Source organism: Kineosporia sp. R_H_3, from assembly GCF_002198675.1.
In the GTDB taxonomy this organism is placed as follows: Bacteria; Actinomycetota; Actinomycetes; order Actinomycetales; family Kineosporiaceae; genus R-H-3.
Window position 1 is genome coordinate 1 of record NZ_MWLL01000204.1, and the last position, 17,323, is coordinate 17,323.

Below are 17,323 nucleotides of genomic sequence, written 5' to 3' on the forward strand. Positions count from 1 at the left end.
CCCGGCACGACCCTGTGGACCACCCGCACCGGACGCACCTGGACCGTGCTCCCGCACGCCCCGCTGCCGCACGCCTCGCTCCCGAACGCCTCGCTCCCGAACGTCGCGCTGCCGCATGTCGTGTCGCGTTCGACGACTCGCGCCAGGGTGGACGCGGCTGCCGAGGAGGAGCCGCCTCCGTTCTAAGGACGCACGCCCACGGCGCCCGTCCGTCGACGACGGTGACGGTCGACCAGACCGGAAAGCTGAGGAGGTCAGGCAGCCTGGTCGTCCTGCTTCTCGTCCTGCTTCTCGTCCTGCTTCGGCCATGCCCACGCGGACCGGACGATGACCGCGAGGAGGATCACCTCGACGATGCTGCCGACGACGTAGTACTGCCACTCGCCGATCGCGCCGCCGACGATCGTCGCCGCGTAGACCACCGCGAGCGCGATGTTCGCGACCCGGTTCACCTGGGCCGGCAGGACCAGCACGAGGTACACCATGAGGCTCGGCAGGAGGATGTAGGCGGTAGTCCCCAGCAGGAACCCCTGTCCGACGGTGAAGCCGCTCACGGTGCCCGCCTCGACGTCGGCGCGGAAGTCCGCGCGGTAGAAGCTGAAGAGGTCGACGTAGGCGAAGACGAAGAGCATCGCTGCCCACAGGCCGGCCAGCCGGGTCCGGACGCCCACCGGGGCCGGGTCCAGCCTCCTGCCGGCCCTGGCGCTCGTACCGGCCCGGGACGCCGCCTCCGGCGTCGAGCCGCTCGTCGTCGATCCGGTGGTCGTTCTGATCGTGGTCATGACGTCCTCCTGACCTGAGTCTTACGTTGTAAGACCAAACTTACGGCGTAAGATGTCCCCAGGGAAGTACCGGAGGTCCCATGCCCGCACGTGCCAAGGAGCCGTTGAGCCGCGCCCGCGTGCTCGCGGCCGCGCTCGAGGTCGCGGACGCCGAGGGCGTCCCCGCCGTGACCATGCGCCGGGTCGCGGAGGTCCTCGACTGCGAGGCGATGAGCCTCTACCACTACGTCGACAAGAAGGCCCTGCTCGCCGGGCTCACCGAGGCGGTCGTCGGCGAGATCGCCGTCGCGGCCCTCGATGCCCCGCCCCTGCCCCCGTCTCCGGCCGCAGACCCGGCCGCGGACCCGGCCGGCTGGCGGGACGTCGTCCGCCGGCGCTGCCTCGCCGCCCGCGGGGTGATGCTCCGCCACCCCTGGGCGCCGCCGCTCGTCGCCACCCAGCCGCAGCCCCCGCCCACCGTCTACCCGCTCTTCGAGGCCCTCGTCGCGACGATGGTCGAGGCGGGCTGCGGGTACGAGCTGGCGCACCGGGCGATCCACTCGCTCGGGTCGATGCTCCTCGGGTTCACCCAGGAGCTCTTCGAGCCGACGGCGGACGACGAGGGGGTCGCCTCCCCGCAGGCGGAGGCCATGGCGCTCGCCATGCCGCACCTGGCCCGGCTCGCCGAGGTCGCCGTCCACGAGGCCGAGGGCACGATCGGGCTGTGCGACACCCAGGCCGAGTTCGAGTTCACCCTGGGGCTCGTCCTCGACGGTCTCGAGGCGCACCGTCGGGCCGCCGCTGCGGCGTCGGCGGCCGGATCGGCGTCAGCGGTCTGACCCCTCCGCGGCCGCACCCTCCGCGCCCGTGTCCGCCGCCGCTTCGGCGTCCGGCACCGGGACCGGGACCGGCACCCGGGCCAGCGTCACGCGCTCCACCCGACGGCCCCGCATCTCGGTGACGGTGAGGACGACGTCCTCGTGCGCGGCCACGTCCCCGACGACCGGGATCCGGCCGAGCGCGGCGACCACCCACCCCGCGGCGGTGTCGTAGGGCCCCTCCGGGAGCGCGACGCCGGTCTCCTCCTCGAACTCTTCCAGCCGCAGCTGGGCGTCGACGGGGGAGTCGGGCAGCGGCCGCGGCCCGTCGCCGTCCGCCCCCTCCGCGTGCCGCGAACCGCGCGCCGCCGCGTCGAACTCGTCGGTGATGTCGCCGACGAGCTCCTCGAGCAGGTCCTCCATCGTCACGATGCCGGCGCCACCGCCGTACTCGTCGACGACGAGCGCGACGTGGTAGCCCTCGCGGCGCATCTCGGCGAGCGCGGGCAGCGCCCGGCGGCTGTCCGGCACCCGGGGGAGCGGCCGGGCCAGGCTGCGCAGCGTCGTCCCCGGGTCGCTCCGGGCGTGCGCCGAGAACAGGTCGCGGACGTGCACGAACCCGACGGCGTCGTCCAGCCCGCCCTCGACGACGGGGTAGCGCGAGTGCGGCTGGCCCTCGACGACGTCGAGCGCCTCCGCGACGGTCATCCCGGCGTCGAGGGCGCTGACGTCGAGCCGGGGGACCATGATCTCGCGCACCGGCCGGTCGCCGGCGTCGAGCACCTCGGCGATGAGCCGGCGCTCGTCGATGCTCAGCTCGGCGTTCGTCGCGACGATGTCGCGCAGCTCCTCCTCCGTGACGTCGTCGCGCGACGCGCGCGGGTCGCCGCCGAGGAGCCGGACGACGACGTCGCTGCTCACCCCGAGCAGCCAGATCACCGGGCGGGTGATCCGGGCGATCGCGTCGAGCGGCGCAGCGGCGAGCAGCGCGATGGGTTCGGCCCGCTGCAGGGCGAGCCGCTTGGGCGAGAGCTCGCCGAACACGAGGGTCACGTAGACGACGGCGAGGGCGACGACGACGAGCGCGACGGGCCGGGCGACCCCGGCCGGCAGCCCCAGCCCGGTGAGCCAGCCCCGGAGCGGGGCCTCGAAGTTCGCGGCGCCGAACACCGACGACAGCGTCCCGGCGAGCGTGATGCCGATCTGCACCGCCGACAGGAAGCGGTTCGGGTCCTGCGTGAGCCGGGCGACCGTCGGCCCGCGCCGATGGGTCGCCGCGAGCCTGCTGATCTGCCCGGCCCGCAGCGACACCAGGGCGATCTCCGCGGCGGCGAAGACCCCCCCGACGACGACGAACGCCAGGACGAGCGAGATCTCGCCCAGCACGTGCACCACTCCCTCACACGGGGGGTCACGGGTCGTCCGAGTGGCCGACCCCGGTCCCCCGGTCGGCCACAATCGTGTCAATCGACTGACAGTCCGCGCACGTCGCGGCGATGATCCGCACGGGACACCACGTCCCGCCGGACGGTGGTCCCGGCGCCGGCCACCCGGGCGGCGGGCACCGCGGGGCCGGATCAGGGGCTGGATCAGGTCACACGGGAGGCAGCGCCGTGGCGCACACAGGGCAGGAGTTGCCCTCCTCCGGTGTGCCCGGACGGCGCCCCCCGCTCGTGCCCCCGTCGGTCCGCGTCGGGGTCCTGGCGGCCCTGCTCGGCCTGTCCTGCGCCGGTGTCGCCTGGGTCGGTCCGCCGACCCTGGCGCCCGGCATGGTGCTCGTCCACTGGGCGGTCCTGGCCGTCGTCTTCGTCGCGACCGAGGTCCTCGTCTTCCGGATCAGGGTGCGCCGCGAGGAGCAGTCGGTCTCCATCAGCGAGCTCGCGCTCGTCATCGGGCTGTTCACGCTGGCCCCGCCGGCCCTGCTCGTCTCCCGGCTGCTCGGCAGCGGCACCGCGTTCGTCGTCTTCCGGCGGACGACGGCCCTCAAGACCTCCTTCAACCTCGCCCTCGTCGGCGCCGGGACGACGCTCGCGGTCGCCGTCTTCCACGCGGTGGGGGACGGCGCCCTCGCGTCGTCCCCGCGGGGCTGGCTGGCCGCCGTCCTCGCGACCGCGTCGGCCGGCCTGCTCGACGGGCTCGTCCTCACCGTCGTCATCTCCTGGTACGACGGGATCCCGCCGATGCGGGTCGTCGGTGAGCAGCTCCTGCACTCCCTCGCGCTGCCGGCGGCGGTGTCCGTCGCGGGCATCGTCGCGACGATGGCGCTCATGGGCGGGCGGGACGCCGTCCTGCCGCTCGCGCTCGCGTGCGTCGTCGTCCTCGTCGGCTACCGGGCCTACGCGCTGCTCACCGAGCGGCACGCGGCGGTCAGCCGGCTCTTCGGCCTCAGCGAGTCCCTCCAGGAGGCCCGCACCGTCGACGAGGTGGCCCGCGCCGCCGTGACGCACGCCGTCGAGGTGATGCGCGCCCGGTCCGCCGAGCTGCTCGTCCACCGCCGCGGCGCCGCGCGCCTGAGCACGTGGAGCGTCGAGCACGGCGAGGAGGTCGTCCACGACGGCGGGGCGCCCTGGCCGCACCCGGCGTTCGACGTCCGCCCCCGGCGCGCCGTCCGCGGCACCACCGAGGCGGAGCGGGCGCTGCTCGCCGCCCTCACCCAGACCGAGGCCGTCGTCGTCCCGCTGCCGCTCGGCGAGGACGTGGACGGCGTCCTGCTCGTCGGCGAGCGGCTCGGTGAGGAGCGCGGCTACGGCCCCGACGACCTGCGCACGCTGGAGACGGTCGGCAACCACGTCAACGTGGCCCTCCGGCACGCGACCGTCGTCGAGCAGCTCCGCTTCGAGGCCCTCCACGACCACCTCACAGGGCTGCCGAACCGGGGCGTGTTCCGCCGCCGTGCCGACGAGGCCGCCGAGTCGGCGCTGCGCGGCGGCCCGCCGATCGCCGTCGGCGTCCTCGACCTCGACGGCTTCAAGACCGTCAACGACTCCCTCGGTCACCTCGCGGGCGACCAGGTCATCGCCGAGGTCGCCCAGCGGCTCGAGCGCGCCGCGGGCGACGGCGTCGAGGTCGGCCGGCTCGGCGGCGACGAGTTCGCCGTCCTCGTCCTGGACGCCACCGACGCCGCCCAGGTCACGGCGGTGGCCCGCCGGCTCATCGCCAGCCTCGAGGAGCCGCTCGTCGTGAGCGGCGAGCAGCTGCGCCTGGGCGGCTCCCTCGGCTTCGCGATCGCGCCGAAGGACGGCGGCAACGCCGACGCGCTGCTGCGCAGCGCGGACGTCGCGATGTACACGGCGAAGCAGGACTCCGGCGGCTACCGCTTCTACGCCCACGAGATGGCGGCCGCGAACGATGCGCCGCTCTCGCTCGCCGCGGACCTGCGGCTCGCGCTCGGCCGCGGCGAGGTGACGACGTACGTCCAGCCGCTCATCGCGCTCGACACCGGGCTGCTGCACTCGGTCGAGGCGCTCGCCCGCTGGCGGCACCCGGCGCTCGGCTTCGTCGACCCGGAGATGTTCGTCCTCGCGGCCGAGCGCGGCGGGCTCGTCCAGGAGCTCACGGCCGTCGTCCTGGAGCAGGCGCTGTCGTCCTGCCGGACGTGGCTGGACGCCGGGATGGAGGTCCGGGTCGCCGTGAACCTCGCGGCCCGCACCCTCGGGGACGCCTGGCTGCCGGTGGCCGTCGGCCGCCTCCTCGAGCGCTACGACGTGCCGGGCCGGCTGCTCTGCCTCGAGCTCACCGAGGGCGGCGTCATCGCCAGCCCGGAGCGGGCGATGGCCGTCGTCGGGCGGCTGCGCGAGCTCGGCGTCTCGGTCGCCGTCGACGACTTCGGCACCGGCTACTCGTCGATGACCTACCTGTCGTGGCTCGCCCCCGACCAGGTCAAGATCGACAAGTCGTTCGTCCAGCGGCTCGGCGCGGGCAGCCCGCACGAGGCGATCATCCGGTCGATCCTCGACCTCGGGAAGAACCTCGCCGTCGAGGTCGTCGCCGAGGGCGTCGGCGACGCGCGCACCGTGGCGATGCTGCGCCACCTCGGCTGCCGGCTCGCCCAGGGGTACTACTTCGCCGAGCCGATGCCCGCCGACGAGCTGCTCGAGTGGGCCGACGGCTGGACGTCGCGGTCGTGGATCGGCGACAGCACCTTCGTCGACGTCCGGGACACCCCGGCCCCCGTCGCGCCCGTCAGCGGACGATCTGCAGNCCGGGACACCCCGGCCCCCGTCGCGCCCGTCGCCCCGGTCGCCGGCCCGGCCGCGGGCGGCCGCGGGCGCTCGGAGGACGACGGGCCGGGCCCGCACCTGCAGATCGTCCGCTGACGGGCGGGCGGCGGCGTCCGCGTCCGGTTCGTGCCTGTTCACTGGCCGGGCGGGTCCTCACCGGCCAGTGAACACCCCTCGGCGGCGCCGTGACCCCCGCGTGACCTTCGGCGCGCCACCCCTCCCGCTCTAGCCGGGGGTGCGGACTCCTTGGTAGAACACGGGTGCGACGGCCCTTCCGTGCCGCCCGCAGCCCCGAGCAGGGAGCCAGGCCGCATGCCGAACCACACCGCGGACGCCGTCGTCATCGGCGCCGGAGTCATCGGGTGCGCCGTCGCCCACGCCCTTGCCCGCGACGGCCTGCGCGTCGCGGTCGTCGCCCGGGAGGGCGCCCCCGGTCTCGGCTCGACGAGCGCGTCCTCGGCGATCATCCGCTTCAACTACTCCACGCTCGCCGGCGTCGCGACGTCCTGGGAGGGCAAGTTCGCCTGGGAGGCGTGGGAGGAGTTCCTCGGCGGCCCGGACGACGACGGCCGGGTCGCGCGGTTCCACAAGGTGGGCTCGTTCTGCCTCGACGCCCCGGGCCTGGCCCCCGAGAAGGTGCTGCCGCTGTTCGACACCGTCGGCGTGCCGTACGAGGTCTGGGACGCCGCGACCCTGCGCGAGCGGATCCCGAGCATCGACAACGGCCGGTTCTACCCGCCCAAGCCGGTCGACAGCGAGGAGTTCCTCGCCGACCCGGACGGCGAGCTCGGCGCGTTCTACATGCCCGAGGCGGGCTTCGTCGACGACCCGCAGTTCGCCGCGCACAACCTCGCGACCGCGGCCCGGCGCCTGGGCGCCACGTTCTTCTTCAAGGCCACCGTGACCGGGGTCGCCCGGGCCGGCGGCCGGGTGGCCGGCGTCGACCTCGCCGACGGCACGCGGATCGACGCCCCCGTCGTCGTCAACTGCGCGGGCCCGGCGTCGAGCCGGGTCAACGCCCTCGCGGACGACGGCGGCGACGTCCTCGGTGACTTCAACGTCTCGACCCGCCCGCTGCGCAACGAGGTGCACTACGTGCCCGAGCCGCCCGGGTACAGCGCCGGCCGGGTGGCCGGCCCGGTCGCGGCGGACCTCGACCTCGGCACGTACTGGCGGGGCACCCCGAACGGCGAGATCCTCGTCGGCGGCACCGAGCCGGCGTGCGACCCGATGCACTTCGTCGACGACCCCGACGACTTCAACACCGGCGTCACCGAGGAGATCTACACCGCGCAGGTCTACCGCGCCGCGCGTCGTTTCCCCGAGCTCACGGTCCCCAACCGGCCCAAGGGGATCGGGGCCGTCTACGACGTCACCGACGACTGGATCCCGATCTACGACCGGACGGCGCTGCCGGGCTACTACGTCGCGATCGGCACGAGCGGCAACCAGTTCAAGAACGCGCCGATGGCCGGGCTCTACCTGCAGCGGATCATCGCGGCGAGCGAGAACGGCCTCGACCACGACACGACCCCCGTCACCGTCGACCTGCCGCACAGCGGTCAGACCGTCGACCTGTCGGCCTTCAGCCGGCGCCGCGTCATCAACCGGGACAGCAGCTTCACCGTCATGGGCTAGGAGAAGGCCATCAACAGCAACCACTACCGCTGCGTCGTCATCGGGGGCGGCGTCGTCGGCGCGAGCGTGCTCTACCACCTGGCCAAGCTCGGCTGGACCGACCTCGTGCTCGTCGAGCGGTCCGAGCTCACCGCCGGCTCGACGTGGCACGCGGCCGCCGGCTTCCACGCCCTCAACGCCGACCCGAACGTCGCGGCGCTGCAGGCGTACACGATCAACCTCTACAAGGAGCTCGAGGCCGAGACCGGCCAGTCGTGCGGTCTGCACATGCCCGGCGGCGTGAGCATCGCCGGCACCCCCGAGCGCTGGGAGTGGCTCCAGGCGCAGTGGGCGGTCTACCAGACACTCGGCATCGACACCGTGCACCTCATCTCGCCCGCCGAGGTGAAGGAGCTCGCGCCGATCATGGACGTCGAGGGTGTCCACGGCGCCCTCTTCGACGAGATCGAGGGCCACCTCGACGCGTCCGGCACGACGTACGCGTACGCCGCGGCCGCGAAGCAGCGCGGCGCGGAGATCGTCCTGCACAACCGGGTGCTCGAGCTCGTGCAGCGCCCCGGCGGCGGCTGGACCGTCGTCACCGAGCAGGGCACGGTCACCGCGGACAACGTCGTGAACGCGGCCGGGCTGTGGGCCAAGCAGGTCGGCCGGATGGCCGGTGTCGACCTGCCGGTGACGCCGATGGAGCACCACTACCTCGTCACCGAGCCGCTCCCCGAGGTCCAGGCGCTCACCAAGGAGCTGCCGATGATGATGGACCTCGAGGGCTACACCTATGCCCGGCAGGAGCAGGGCGGCCTTCTCCTCGGCGTCTACGAGCTCACCCCGAAGCACTGGAACCTCGACGGCGTCCCGTGGGACTACGGCCTCGAGCTCATCCCCGAGGACATCGACCGGATCGCCCCCGAGCTCGCCGTCGGCTTCGAGCGCTACCCGTGCCTGGACGGCGCGGGCATCCGGCGCTGGGTCAACGGTGCGTTCACGTTCACACCCGACGGCAACCCGCTCGTCGGGCCGGTCCGCGGGCTGCCCGGCTACTGGGTCGCGTGCGGCGTCATGGCCGGGTTCAGCCAGGGCGGCGGCGTCGGTCTCACGCTCGCGCAGTGGATGGTGGACGGCGAGCCCGCCGGCGACGTCTACGGCATGGACGTCGCGCGGTACGGGGCGTACGCGAGCGGACGCGGCTACCTCGAGGCGACGACCGGCCAGTTCTACAAACGCCGCTTCGTCATGACCTACCCGAACGAGCAGCTCCCCGCGGGCCGCCCGCTCAAGACGTCGGCGATCCACACCGACCTCGACGCCGCCGGCGCGCGCTGGGGCGTCTCGTGGGGCCTGGAGACGCCGCTCTACTTCGCGGCCGACCCCGGCTTCACCGAGACCCCGACCCTGCGGCGCAGCAACGCCTTCGAGCACGTCGCCCGTGAGGTGACCGCCACCCGCGAGGGCGTCGGCATCCTCGACACGACGGCGTTCTCCCGGTACGAGGTGCGCGGGCCGGGTGCGCGGGCCTGGCTCGAGCAGCTCGTCGCGTCCAAGGTGCCGGGCGTCGGCGGCGTCCGGCTCGCGCCGATGCTCAGCCCGTCGGGCCGCCTGCTCGGCGACCTCACCCTGACCTGCTGGGCGGACGACGAGTTCTGGCTCATGGGCTCGTACTACCTGCGCGAGTGGCACATGCGCTGGTTCGAGTCCCAGCTGCCGGGGGCCGGCGGCGACGCGAGCGGTGCGGCTCCGGCGGGCAGCGTCGCCGTCCGCGACATCTCGGACGACGTCGCGGGCGTCTCGCTCTCGGGCCCGGCCGCGCGCGACCTGCTCGCCGCCGTGACGAAGGACGACGTCTCGGGCACCGCGCTCAAGCGGATGCGGGCGACGACGCTCGACGTCGGTCTGGTCCGCACCCGCGCCGGCCGGCTCTCGGTGACCGGCGAGACCGGGTACGAGCTCAACGTCCCGGCGGCGCAGCTGCGCTCGCTCTACGCGACGCTCCGCGAGGCCGGGGCGGGGCTCGCGGCCCGCGGCGTCCCGGTGGCCGACATCGGCTACAACGCGGTGAACTCACTCCGCCTGGAGAAGTCCTACGGCATCTGGTCCAAGGAGTTCACCTGGGCCTACACGCCCGGGATGAGCGGCCTGGACCGGTTCGTGGCCTTCGACAAGCCGGGGTTCGTCGGCCGGGAGGCCGCTCTGCGCGAGAAGGAGACCGGCCCGGCGCAGCGCCTCGTCACCCTCGACGTCGCGACGAAGGACGCCGAGGCCGGCCCGTTCGAGCCGGTCTGGTCGGGGGAGCGGCGCGTCGGGTTCGTGACGTCGGGCGGGTACGGGCACAGTGTCGGGCGGAGCCTGGCGATGGCCTACCTCGACGTCGACCTCGCCGCGCCGGGCACGCCGCTCGAGGTGCACGTCGTCGGCGTCCGCACCCCGGCGACGGTCGTCGAGGACAGCCCGTACGACCCCGAGGGACTGCGCCAGCGCGGTTGATCCGTCCGGTTCGGCATGATCGGCGAACAGCACGTCCAACCACATAGTGGTGCCATGGCCACCACATATTGACGACGGGTTCGCGCGCTCCCGACCATGGGGCGGGGCCCTGCGACGACTGGAGGAACCGACGTGTTCCGCAACGACATGCCCTACTACGAGATCATCTCGCCCGAGGGCCTGGAGACGATCGAGCGGGGCTGGAAGCGGCTCGTCAGCGAGATCGGCATCGAGTTCCTCCACGACGAGGCGCTCGAGCTGTTCCGGGCCGCGGGGCAGAAGGTCGAGGACAGCGTCGTCCACCTCGACCCCGAGTTCGTCCTCGAGATGGTCGCCAAGGCCCCGCGCGAGTTCCACCTGCGCGCGCGCAACCCCGAGCACTCGGTCGTGCTCGGCGGGCGGAACATGGTCTTCCCGTGCGTCTCCGGGCCGCCGTTCTTCCGGATGGGCGACGAGCGCCGCGACGGCACGCTGTCGGACTACGAGCTCATGGCCAAGCTCGTGCAGTCGTTCCCGCAGCTCGACATGGCGACCATGCCGATGATCGAGCCGAACGACCGGCCGCTCGACTCCCGGCACCTCGACATGCTCTACGCGAGCTTCACGCTCACCGACAAGCCGATCTTCGGGTCGGCGCTGTCGAACGCGAACGCGCTGGACTCCATCGAGGCCGCCCGGATCGTGCACCGCGGGCACGACCTCTTCGTGCCCGCCGGCGAGGACGGCCGCCCGACGACGTCGATCATGACGATCGTCAACGTGAACTCCCCCTTGCGGTACGACGACCGGATGCTCGAGGCGCTGCTGCGCTACGCCGAGGCCGGGCAGGGCGTCGTCGTGACCCCGTTCCTCCTCATGGGCGCGATGGCCCCCGTGAGCACCGTCTCGGCGCTCGCGCAGCAGACCGCCGAGTCGCTCGCCGGGATCGCGCTCATGCAGCTCGTCCGGCCCGGGACGCCCGCGGTCATGGGCTCGTTCCTCTCGACGACGGACATGCAGTCCGGCTCGCCGGCCTTCGGCGGCCCGGAGTCCGCGAAGGGCCTGTACGCCTCCGGGCAGATCGCCCGCCGCTACGGGCTGCCCTGGCGCGCCGGCGGCGGCGGCCTGACGTCGAGCCAGACCCTGGACGCCCAGGCCGCCTACGAGGCCTTCAACACCCTGCTCGCGGCCTTCCAGGCCGGCGCCAACCTCGTCGTCCAGTCGGCCGGGTGGCTCGAGTCCGGTCTCGTCTCGTCGCCGGACAAGCTCGTCATGGACGTCGAGCTGCTGCGGGTGCTGCGCGAGCAGTTCTCCCCGCTCGTCGTCGACGAGGACGCGCTCGCCTTCGAGGCGCACGACGAGGTCCGGCACGGCGGGCACTTCCTCGGGGCCGCGCACACGATGACGCGCTTCCGGACCTGCTTCTACCGGCCGATGCTCTCCTCGACCGAGAACTTCGAGCGCTGGGTGAGCAAGGGCGGCCGGGACACCGCGACCCGGGCCGGTGAGATCTGGCGCGAGACGGTCGAGAAGTACGAGCTCCCGGCGATGGACGAGTCGGTCCACGACGAGCTGCTCGCGTTCGTGAACCGGCGCCGCACCGAGCTCGGCGACTGACCCCGACCGGGACGGCGGAACGAGGGCGACAGGTACGTGGAGATCACCGACTTCTCGATGGACTTCTTCTCGCTCGAGGGGAAGCGGGCCGTCGTCACCGGGGGCAACACCGGCCTCGGGCGGGCCTTCACGCTCGCGCTCGCGACCGCCGGGGCCGACGTCCTCGTGCCGGGGCTCGCGGACGACGACGGGACGACGCGCGCCCAGGTCGAGGCCGTCGGGCGCCGGATGGAGTTCATGGCCGTCGACGTCACCGAGCCCGGTGCGCCTCGCCGCATCGTCGAGACGTGCGTGGAGACCCTCGGCGGCATCGACGTCCTCGTCAACAGCGCGGGGATCTGCCACATCGCGCCGGTCGACGAGTTCGGCCGTGACCTGTGGGACCCGATGGTCGCCGTGAACCTCACCGCGCCGTTCGAGCTGAGCCACGAGGCGGCCCGGCACATGGTCGCCCAGGGGTCGGGGAAGATCGTCAACGTCTGCTCGCTCTTCTCCTACCTCGGCGGGCAGTGGTCCCCCGCCTACGCGGCGACCAAGCACGGGCTCGCCGGGTTCACCAAGGCCTACTGCGACGAGCTCGCGCAGCACAACATCCAGGTCAACGGGATCGCGCCCGGCTACTACGCCACCGACATCACCGCGAAGACCCGCTCCGACCCGGACGCGAACCGCCGCGTCCTCGAGCACATCCCGGCCGGCCGCTGGGGCGAGGCCCAGGACCTCATGGGCGCGCTCGTCTTCCTGGCCGGTCGCGCGTCCGACTACGTGAACGGCCACCTGCTCGTCGTCGACGGCGGGTACCTCGTCCGATGAGGTACCTCGTCGGCATCGACGGCGGCTCGCAGAGCACCAAGGTCGTCGTCTACGACGACACCGGGCGGCCCGTCTGCGAGGGCCGGGTCCCGTTGCGGCCCAACGCGACCCCCGTGCCCGGTGTCGTCGAGCACCCGGACGACGACCTGTGGGACTCCCTCGCCGGCGCCTGCCGGCAGGCGATGGCGGCCTTCCCCGGCGACCCGGCCGACATCGCCGCCGTCGGGCTGTGCACGATCCGGTTCTGCCGCGCGATGCTGCGCGCCGACGGCTCGCTCGCGGGCCCGGTGCTCAGCTGGATGGACGCCCGGGTGTCCCGGCCGTACGAGCACGTCGACCCCTCGGTCGCGTGGGTGACCGCGTCGTCCGGGTACGTCGGGCACCGGCTCACCGGCGCGTTCGTCGACACGCAGGCGAACTACGCCGGGCAGTGGCCGTTCGACGGCGCCGCCCTCGACTGGCTGCCGCCCGGGCCGGACGGCGGGTACCCGGGCACCGACGTCCGACGCGACATGCTCTTCGACCTCGTCGCGCCCGGCGAGGTGCTCGGCACCGTCACCCCTGCGGCCGCGGCGGCGACCGGGCTGCCGGCTGGCGTCCCCGTCGTCGCGACCGCGAACGACAAGGCGGTCGAGGCGCTCGGGTGCGGTCTCGTCGACTCCGGCGGCGTCCTCGTCTCGCTGGGCACGTACGTCGCGGGGATGGTCGTCGGCGACCGCTGGGCCCCCGACCTGAGGGACGCGTGGACCAACTTCGCGTGCGTCCCCGGCCGGTACCTCTTCGAGAGCCACGGGGTGCGGCGCGGGATGTGGACGGTGAGCTGGCTGCGGGACCTGCTCGGCGCCGAGCTGGCGACCCGGGCGGACGCCGAGGGGGTCGCCCCCGAGGACGTCATGAACGCCGCGGCCGAGCGCGTCCCGCCCGGCAGCGACGGTCTCATGACCGTGCTCGACTGGCTCGCGCCGACGGACGCCCCGTACCGCAAGGGCGTCATGCTCGGTTTCGACGCCCGGCACGGCTGGCCGCACCTGTACCGCTCCGTCGTCGAGGGTCTGGCGCTCACGATGCGCACGTGCCTCGACGCGATGTACGACGAGCTGCGCCTGACGCCGTCCCACGCCGTCGTCTCCGGCGGCGGCGCCGCGAGCGCGCTGACGCTGCAGGTCTTCGCCGACGCCCTCGGGATGCCCGTCGCCCGGCCCGGGGTGAGCAGCGCCGCGAGCCTCGGCGCGGCGATCTGCGCCGCGGTCGGCGCCGGCCTCGCACCCGACGTCGCGTCCGCCGCGGCCCGGATGGTGCGGCCCGGCCCGCAGGCCGACCCGCGCCCGGACGTCGTCGCGCTCTACGACCGGCTCCGCGACATCCACGGCTCGATCCGTGCCGGCACCGACCCCGTCCTGGCCCGCAGCTACGAGATCTTCCACTGAAGGGTTCCGTCATGTCGCCCAGCACGCTCACCCGGGAGGCGGTCGTCGCCGGCCTCGTCGACGCCGTCGGGGCCGCGAAGGTCGTCACCGACCCCGAGGAGCTGCGCCGCAGCAGCGTCGACCGCTTCCGCAAGTACGAGGACATCTGCGGGGTCTGGACCCAGCCGCCGCCTGCCGCCGTGGTCATGGCCGAGTCGACCGCGGACGTCGCGGCGGTGCTCGCGTTCGCGGACGCCCACGGCGTCAACGTCGTCCCGCGCACCGGGCGGTCGGCGACCGAGGGCGGCCTCGAGACCGTCGTCCCCGACTCGGTCGTCCTCGACGGGTCGCGGATGAAGCGGATCGTCACCGTCGACGTCGAGAACATGCAGGCCACCGCGCAGTGCGGCGTCGGTCTGCAGGAGCTCGACGACCACCTCGCGAGCCTCGGCTGGACGACCGGCCACTCGCCGCAGTCGAAACCGTTGGCGCAGATGGGCGGTCTCGTCGCGACCCGGAGCATCGGCCAGCTGTCGACGCTCTACGGCGGCATCGAGGACATGGTCGTCGGCCTCGAGGCGGTCTTCCCGGACGGCACCGTGTCCCGGATCAAGAACGTTCCGCGCCGGGCGGCGGGGCCGGACATCCGGCACGTCGTCATCGGCAACGAGGGCGGGCTCTGCTTCGTCACCGAGGTGACGGTGAAGATCTTCCCGTACCGGCCGGAGAACAACCGCTACCTGGGCTGGACCCTCGACTCGATGGCCGAGGGCTTCGCGATCCTGCGCGAGGTGATGGCCGAAGGGCTGCGGCCGTCGGTGGCCCGGCTCTACGACGGGCCGGACGGCGCGCAGCACTTCTCGCACTTCGCCGGGCCGGACGAGTGCACGCTCGTCTTCGTCGCCGAGGGCAACGCCCGGGTCGCCGACGCGACGGCCGACGCGATCGCCGATCTCGTGGCGGCCCGCGGCACCTGCCGGCCGGTCGACGGCGCGGTCGTCGAGGCGTGGTTCAACCGGCTCAACTGGGGCCCGGAACAGGTTGCGGCAGAACGGGTCGAGATCGCGCAGACGAAGAGCATCGGCTTCACGACCGAGGTGTCGGCCGGCTGGTCGGCGATCCACGACATCTACGTCGCCGCCCGCGACCGGGTCGCCGCCGAGATCCCGGGCCTCGAGATGGTCGGCGGCCACTCGTCGCACAGCTACGTCAACGGTACGAACATGTACTTCGTGTACTACTACAACGTCGGGGACTGCCCGCCGGAGGAGGAGATCACCCGGTTCCACACGCCGGTCAACGCGATCATCTGCGAGGAGACGCTGCGCCTCGGCGGGTCGATCGTCCACCACCACGGCGTCGGCAAGCACCGCACCGCCTGGATCGAGGACGAGCACGGCAGTGCGTGGCCGATGCTCGTGCGGCTCAAGCGGGCCTTCGACCCGAACGGCATCATGAACGCCGGCACGATCTGGCCGCTGCCGCCGGGGTGAGGGGCCCGGTCAGCGGACGCTGACGTGCACGTGGTCGTAGTGGTTCGCCGTGGCGCCGCCGCGGTCCGCCATGAACTTCCACCGGCCGGCGGGGTCGCCGGCCATCCAGATGCGCTGCTGGTAGATGACGTAGGTGACGCCGAGCTCGCGGGCGTGCCTCTGGACGTACCGGGCGATCCTCGTGCCGGGGGCGCCCGACACCATGATGTCGACGGCACGGCCGGTGCCGTGGTCCCGGGGGTCGCCGGGGCGGTAGCCGCCGAACGACGACACCGAGCCGCCGTAGGTCGCGCACACGGCGCGGTAGACGGCACGGGCGTTCGCCGTGAGATGCGGCTCGATGGCCCTGCTCTTGCGGCACCTGGCGTCCGACACCCCGGCCGGTGCCCGCCGCGCCGCGGACCGCGACGTCTTCGACGTCCGCGACTCGGGCTTCGTCGTCGACAGGAACGTCGACCTGACCCAGCCGGCGCGACCGTCGACGACGACCTGGGTCCACCCGCTGCGGGTCAGCCCGGTCACGCCCGTGCGGGCGCGGGCCGCGAGGCCGTCGATGCGGTCGCTGCCGGCCGACGGGCCGGAACGGACGTTGACGTCCCGCGTGACCCACTTCCTCCCGACGATGCTCGGGACCGGGGCCGGACGCGGGGCGGCGGCAGCGGCCCGGACGGCGGGCGCCGCCGGCGACGTCCGGCTGCGGTCCCGGCTGGTGCGCTCCTCGATCCGCAGCGCCGCCGCGGCACGGCCGGCGGCCGCCCGACGGGCCGCGTCCTGCTGCTCGTCCGCGGCAGCGGCGGCGGGCTGCACCGAGGCCTGCGGACCTGCTGCCGGCCACAGCGTGGCGCCCAGGGTCACCCCCAGCGCGGCCATGCCCACTCCCGCCGTGACGAGGGGGCGCGGGCGCCGGGAGCGGTCAGGGGTCGACGGCTGCCCGGTGTTCTCCGGACGCTGGTGACGCAAGGGCACGAGTTTCTCTCCTGATCGGGACGACAACTCGAGCAATAGAAGCATATCGGGACAAACAGGCTCCGGAGCGTGATCTGAGATGCAGCCACGCAGAGTGCTGGATCAAGCACGCTGAGGGCATCGTTCGTGCTGCGGCGAGGGTCGTCGGGGAGCCGGGTGGCGGCCGGGAAGTGAGAGCGGGGTCACGGGTGCGCGGCGTCGTACTCCGCGTGCAGCGCCGACAGGGCTTCGGCGAGATGCGCCCGCCGGGCGACGACGTAGGACAGGAACGCCGGGGTGCGCGCCTCGCCTGCGAGGCTCATGCCGAGCTCGCGGGACGCCCGCCGGCGCAGGCCGTTGAGGACGCGCTCGTTCGGGTCCGGACCGGTGAGGGGCTGGCCGAGGATGATCCGGGCGGCCGCGCCGCGGGTCGTCCCCGTGGCGGCCAGCCCGATGAGGTCGCCGTAGGCCCAGGCGGCGAGCAGGCGTCGGTGGGCCCACGACCAGGGCGGCGCCGAGACCGCGTCGTAGGTCGTCGTGGCCGCCGGTTCCGGGTCACCGGCCCGGGGGGCCGCCTGCGCGTCGTCCGGGATCCAGGGGAGCACCACGTGGAGCCGGTGCTCGACGGGTACCGGACCGGACGGGCCGGCCGCCCGGGCCCGCACCGTGACGGTGGCCCGCCGGCGGCGCAGGGGGTGCGGCGGGCTGCTGGAGCTCACCTCCTCCTGGACGCCGGGCGCGCAGATCGTGGCGGTCGCGCTGCCGGTGGCGTGGTTCGTGACCCACCAGTGCCCGCTGCGGAACTCCAGCCGGACGGCGAGCCGGGGCACCGCGTCGTCCTGGGTGCCGTCGTCCTCGACGAGCGGCAGGGCGACGTCGACCGCGGCGGGGGACCGGCCCGCCCCGAACGTCTGCGTCGGCGGGAGGTCCCAGACCCGGCGGGGCCGGAGCACCGCGGCCCGGGGGTCGGCGGTGGCGGGCTCGCGGACCCGGGCGTAGGCCACGAGCAGGTGCCGTCCGGCCCCGGCGGCGCGGGCGCGGTCAGCAGGCCACCCGGCCGTGTAGCGGCGCAGCAGGTCGTCCGTGACGGACACCGGCGCCCCCGCGTGGATCACGGCGCGATTGTGGCATTCCGCGCGGACGGTGGGTCAACCC

12 protein-coding genes and 1 pseudogene are annotated in these 17,323 nt (G+C 73.7%); 9 read left to right on the forward strand and 4 right to left on the reverse strand.

Translation table 11 applies throughout. The annotated features are described in order from the left end of the window. A pseudogene (locus tag ECOMGDLI_RS36095) lies at positions 1-186 on the forward strand (hypothetical protein); the annotation flags it as partial. A 68-nt stretch (positions 187-254) separates the two neighbouring features. Here ECOMGDLI_RS36095 and ECOMGDLI_RS25410 read toward each other — a convergent pair. Next, positions 255-782, reverse strand: coding sequence for a DUF6326 family protein (locus ECOMGDLI_RS25410; protein ID WP_088319644.1), 528 nt, complete (start codon positions 780-782; stop codon positions 255-257). A gap of 80 nt (positions 783-862) precedes the next feature. Between ECOMGDLI_RS25410 and ECOMGDLI_RS25415 the strand changes: the two genes are divergently transcribed. Continuing rightward, the gene (locus ECOMGDLI_RS25415) at positions 863-1,600 is read left to right on the forward strand and encodes a TetR/AcrR family transcriptional regulator (RefSeq protein WP_088319645.1); all 738 of its coding nucleotides are present in this window, start codon (positions 863-865) and stop codon (positions 1,598-1,600) included. On the opposite strand, the gene ECOMGDLI_RS25420 is transcribed toward ECOMGDLI_RS25415, so the two are convergent. Next, entirely contained in the window at positions 1,589-2,965 is a 1,377-nt protein-coding gene (locus ECOMGDLI_RS25420) for a hemolysin family protein (protein WP_198955167.1), read from the reverse strand. The genes ECOMGDLI_RS25415 and ECOMGDLI_RS25420 overlap by 12 nt on opposite strands. Positions 2,966-3,846: 881 nt before the next feature. Between ECOMGDLI_RS25420 and ECOMGDLI_RS37000 the strand changes: the two genes are divergently transcribed. The 7 genes from ECOMGDLI_RS37000 to ECOMGDLI_RS25455 all read left to right on the forward strand — a co-directional run. Next, on the forward strand, positions 3,847-5,779 hold a 1,933-nt coding region (locus ECOMGDLI_RS37000), incomplete at its 3' end, for a putative bifunctional diguanylate cyclase/phosphodiesterase (RefSeq protein WP_369812790.1). A gap of 332 nt (positions 5,780-6,111) precedes the next feature. Further along, positions 6,112-7,437, forward strand: a complete 1,326-nt coding sequence (locus ECOMGDLI_RS25430; protein WP_088319648.1) for an FAD-binding oxidoreductase — start codon at positions 6,112-6,114, stop codon at positions 7,435-7,437. A 9-nt stretch (positions 7,438-7,446) separates the two neighbouring features. After that, complete coding sequence (locus ECOMGDLI_RS25435) at positions 7,447-9,915, forward strand: FAD-dependent oxidoreductase (protein ID WP_088319649.1); 2,469 nt, start codon at positions 7,447-7,449, stop codon at positions 9,913-9,915. A 132-nt stretch (positions 9,916-10,047) separates the two neighbouring features. Next, positions 10,048-11,511, forward strand: a complete 1,464-nt coding sequence (locus tag ECOMGDLI_RS25440) for a trimethylamine methyltransferase family protein (RefSeq protein WP_088319650.1) — start codon at positions 10,048-10,050, stop codon at positions 11,509-11,511. 57 nt (positions 11,512-11,568) lie between these two features. Continuing rightward, entirely contained in the window at positions 11,569-12,324 is a 756-nt protein-coding gene (locus tag ECOMGDLI_RS25445; RefSeq protein WP_088319679.1) for an SDR family oxidoreductase, read from the forward strand. Continuing rightward, positions 12,321-13,751, forward strand: a complete 1,431-nt coding sequence (locus ECOMGDLI_RS25450; RefSeq protein ID WP_088319651.1) for an FGGY-family carbohydrate kinase — start codon at positions 12,321-12,323, stop codon at positions 13,749-13,751. Before ECOMGDLI_RS25445 ends, ECOMGDLI_RS25450 begins: the two co-directional genes overlap by 4 nt. Before the next feature lie 11 nt (positions 13,752-13,762). Beyond that, positions 13,763-15,223 carry an FAD-binding oxidoreductase gene (locus ECOMGDLI_RS25455; protein WP_088319652.1) on the forward strand — a complete coding sequence of 487 codons (1,461 nt, stop codon included), beginning with the start codon at positions 13,763-13,765 and terminating at the stop codon, positions 15,221-15,223. A 9-nt stretch (positions 15,224-15,232) separates the two neighbouring features. Here the strand turns inward: ECOMGDLI_RS25455 and ECOMGDLI_RS25460 are convergent, their stop codons facing one another. Together ECOMGDLI_RS25460 and ECOMGDLI_RS25465 are read right to left on the reverse strand one after the other, a co-directional pair. Beyond that, complete coding sequence (locus ECOMGDLI_RS25460; protein ID WP_158221151.1) at positions 15,233-16,093, reverse strand: SH3 domain-containing protein; 861 nt, start codon at positions 16,091-16,093, stop codon at positions 15,233-15,235. Positions 16,094-16,371: 278 nt separating this feature from the next. Continuing rightward, entirely contained in the window at positions 16,372-17,283 is a 912-nt protein-coding gene (locus ECOMGDLI_RS25465) for a hypothetical protein (protein ID WP_143447933.1), read from the reverse strand. Positions 17,284-17,323: the final 40 nt, after the last annotated feature.

Excerpts from the sequence above, each read along its gene's own strand:
- ECOMGDLI_RS25450 (WP_088319651.1), top strand. The coding sequence starts at position 12,321 with ATGAGGTACCTCGTCGGCATCGACGGCGGCTCGCAGAGCACCAAGGTC.
- ECOMGDLI_RS25415 (WP_088319645.1), top strand. The coding sequence starts at position 863 with ATGCCCGCACGTGCCAAGGAGCCGTTGAGCCGCGCCCGCGTGCTCGCG.
- ECOMGDLI_RS25460 (WP_158221151.1), bottom strand. The coding sequence starts at position 16,093 with ATGGCCGCGCTGGGGGTGACCCTGGGCGCCACGCTGTGGCCGGCAGCA.
- ECOMGDLI_RS25455 (WP_088319652.1), top strand. The coding sequence starts at position 13,763 with ATGTCGCCCAGCACGCTCACCCGGGAGGCGGTCGTCGCCGGCCTCGTC.
- ECOMGDLI_RS25445 (WP_088319679.1), top strand. The coding sequence starts at position 11,569 with ATGGACTTCTTCTCGCTCGAGGGGAAGCGGGCCGTCGTCACCGGGGGC.
- ECOMGDLI_RS25430 (WP_088319648.1), top strand. The coding sequence starts at position 6,112 with ATGCCGAACCACACCGCGGACGCCGTCGTCATCGGCGCCGGAGTCATC.
- ECOMGDLI_RS25410 (WP_088319644.1), bottom strand. The coding sequence starts at position 782 with ATGACCACGATCAGAACGACCACCGGATCGACGACGAGCGGCTCGACG.